Annotated in this window: 3 protein-coding genes; 1 reads left to right on the top strand and 2 read right to left on the bottom strand. The window is 71.8% G+C overall.

Annotation, left to right across the window (positions count from 1 at the left end; translation table 11 throughout):
• Window positions 1–798: ACT domain-containing protein (locus NQ160_RS21265; protein ID WP_257517062.1), on the top strand; the 798-nt coding region annotated here is incomplete at its 5' end.
• On the opposite strand, the gene NQ160_RS21260 is transcribed toward NQ160_RS21265, so the two are convergent.
• Window positions 768–1,364 carry a type IV toxin-antitoxin system AbiEi family antitoxin gene (locus NQ160_RS21260; protein WP_257516580.1) on the bottom strand — a complete coding sequence of 199 codons (597 nt, stop codon included), beginning with the start codon at window positions 1,362–1,364 and terminating at the stop codon, window positions 768–770. The genes NQ160_RS21265 and NQ160_RS21260 overlap by 31 nt on opposite strands.
• 91 nt (window positions 1,365–1,455) lie before the next feature.
• Window positions 1,456–3,168: DUF349 domain-containing protein (locus NQ160_RS21255; protein ID WP_306853949.1), on the bottom strand; the 1,713-nt coding region annotated here is incomplete at its 5' end.

The raw sequence follows: 3,168 nt of genomic DNA, 5'->3' as shown, positions 1-3,168 counted from the left end.
TGGCTGAGCTTCGTCAAGAGCACCCGCGCACGCAGCAAGATCCGCGGCTGGTTCACCAAGGAGCGCCGCGAAGAGGCGATCGAGCAGGGCAAGGATGCCATCGCCCGCGCGATGCGCCGCCAGAACCTGCCGCTCCAGCGCCTCATGAACCAGGACTCGTTCTCGGAGGTCGCGCAGCAGCTGCGCTACGAGGACGTCTCGGCTCTGTATGCGGCGGTCGGCGAAGGCCACGTCTCCACGCAGTCCGTGATCGAGAAGGTCACCGCCCTCGTCAGCGCCGTCGACGACACCGCGACAGGTCCGATCAGCCTGCCGCCGGTGGGGCGGTCACGCCAGCCGCGCACCGGCGACTCCGGCATTCTGGTGCGCGGTGCCCCCGACATCCTCGTCAAGCTCGCCAAGTGCTGCACGCCGGTCCCCGGCGACCAGATCGTGGGCTTCGTCACCCGCGGCAGCGGCGTCTCGGTTCACCGGGCGGACTGCACCAACGTGCAGTCCCTCATGACCGACCCTGAGCGCATCATCGAGGTGGAGTGGGCTCCGACGAGCAAGAGCATCTTCCTGGTGCACATCCAGGTCGAGGCGCTCGACCGCTCCGGCCTGCTCAGCGACGTCACCCGCGTGCTGAGCGAGAACCACGTGAACATCCTGTCCGCGAGCGTGTCGACGACGAACGACCGGCTTGCGATCAGCCGCTTCGTGTTCGAGATGGGCGACACCGTGCACCTGGACCGCGTGCTCAACGCGGTACGGCGCATCGACGCGGTCTACGACGTGTACCGGGTCACCTCGTCCTGACCGGCTGTGCCCGGCGGTGGCCGGGCGCTCGGCACGGCGTACGCCCGCAGGAACGCCGCTGCCGCCCGTTTGTCGGGAACCGGTCCCGCCGCCGCCAGCCACGCCAGCGCCTCGTCCCTCAGGTGCGGAGCGATCGTCATCATGCGCACGGCGACGTCGCGGTGGGCGGCGTCGCGTGACCGGGCGAGGTCGGCGAGGGTGCGCCTGGGGGAGGTGACGGCGACGCCGCCGATCACGTCGGCGTCGGCGGCATCCAGCCGGACATCGCTGTAGCGCACCCGGGCGTCGAGCGACGGGCTCAGGCGGCGGGCCACGACGCGCTGCACGGCGTGCCGGGCGGGAGGCGTGTCGAGGACGCCGTGTACCCACGCGGCACTCAGGTGTGTCGCAGCGAGCGTCTGCCCCACCAAGGGCGCGAGAGAGGCAGCCCGCAGCTCCCTCGTCTCGACGGCATCCGCGGGCATGTATCCCTCGCCGACCTCCACCAGGTCACCGTCCAGACGCGCAGCCGCGAGCTCGGCGCCCGACAGGCGACCGCCGGCGAAGTAGAGGAAGGGTGACGGCATGCGCTCATGGTCGCCCATCCCTGCGCGCCGTGTGAGCACGAAAGCCCCGGCTGTGGACAGTCGGGGCCTTCGATGTGCAGTGCAGAGCGGGTCAGCCGCCCAGGGCGGAAAGCCATGCCTTGCGGGCAGCCAGGGCCTCGTTCGCGGCGGCCTCAGCGCGGCTGTCGCCCGCGGCGCGCGCCGCCTCGAGCTCGGACTCGAGCTTCTCGATCGCGTCGTTGAGCTGGCGCGTCATGTCGTTCGCGCGCGCCTTGGTCTCGGGGTTGTTGCGCTTCCAGTCGGTCTGCTCGCGCGTGGAGAGGGCCTGCTCGATCTTGCGCAGGTCGTCGTCCAGCGAACGCTCGACGTCGCGGGGGAAGATGCGACCGAGCTCGTCCCAGCGGCGCTGGATGCCGGTGAGCAGCTGGCGCGCCTTGGCGATGTCCTTCTCGTCGGGGACGGCGGCGGCCTCGACCAGCAGGGCGCGGCGGGCCTCGATCTTCTCCTTGGAGGCCTCGGCGTCGGCATTCTCACGCTCGGCGCGGGCACCGTAGAGCGCGTCGCCGGCGGCCTTGAAGCGGGCCCAGAGCGCGTCGTCGACCTTCTTGCCGGCCCGACCGGAGCTCTTCCACTCGTCGAGCAGATCGCGGTACGCGGCGATGCCGTCCTCACCGCGCGGCGCGAGTGCCTCGGCACGCTCGACGAGGCGCGTCTTACGGTCGCGGGCGGCCTTGTGGGTCTCGTCCAGCTCGGCGTAGAACTCGCGGCGATGCTTGTCGACCGTGCCGCGTGCATCGCGGAACCGCTTCCACAGCTGCTGCGCCGTCGACTTCGGCAGACGGGGACCGTTCTGCTGGTGGGCCTGCCACTGATCGAAGAGCGACGTCATGTCGCTCGTGGCCTGCTTCCACTGCACCGACTTGGGGTCGCGCGCCGCGAGCGCCTCGGCCTGCTCGACGAGCGAGGTACGGTGGGCGATCGCCTGCTCGACGGCTTCGCGGGCGGCGGCGACCTCGGACTCCGACGCCGTCGCGAGCTCGGCGTCCAGCGCCTCCACTCGGGCGCTGAGCGAAGCGAGATCGCCGACGGCCATGGCGCCGTTGACCTTGTCGCGAACGAGGGCGACGGCCGAGCGCAGGTCAGCTGCGCTGGCACCGCCGCGGCGGTGGCGCACCTCGAGGAGAGTCACCTCGCTGACGAGATCGGTGTACTTGCGCTCGAAGTAGGCGAGCGCCTCGGCCGGCGTGCCGTCCGGGTACTGGCCGACGGCGCGCCAGTCGTCGCCTTCGCGGACGAAGACGGTGCCGTCGTCGTCGACGCGACCCCACGACGCCGACGGCGCGGCCGGCGGGAGCACGGGCTTCACGGCGGCCTGCGGGGCGCGCGGCATCGGCGGGCGCGGGCCGGGTGCGGGCGCGGGGGCAGGGGCGGCCACGGGTGCGGCGGGCTCAGCGGACTCGGTCGAGACAGCGGGCTGCGCGGGAGTCTCAGCGGGCTGCTCGGTCGACTCGGCGGCCGCGGGAGTCTCAGCGGGCTGCTCGGTCGACTCGGCGGGCTCGGGAGTCTCGGCGGGCTGCTCGGTCGACTCGGCGGGCTCAGGAGTCTCAGCGGGCTGGTCAGCCGGCTCGGTGGACTCGGTCGACTCGACCGGTGCGGTGGGTTCCTCGAGGGAGTCACCGGCATCCGTCGTCGTCTCTGCCGCGCCGGTGTCGGGTGCGTCGTTGGGCTGGGTCACGGCGTCCACCTCGTCGCCCGTAGCGGGCGTATCGGTCTCGGGCATGTCGGGAGTGGGCTCTGCTGCGGCGTTCACGGAATATTCCTCGTC

It is taken from the genome of Microbacterium sp. zg.Y909 (genome assembly GCF_024626565.1).
Note: the sequence above shows the minus strand (reverse complement) of the source record. Positions and strands in the feature narration are given on the sequence as shown.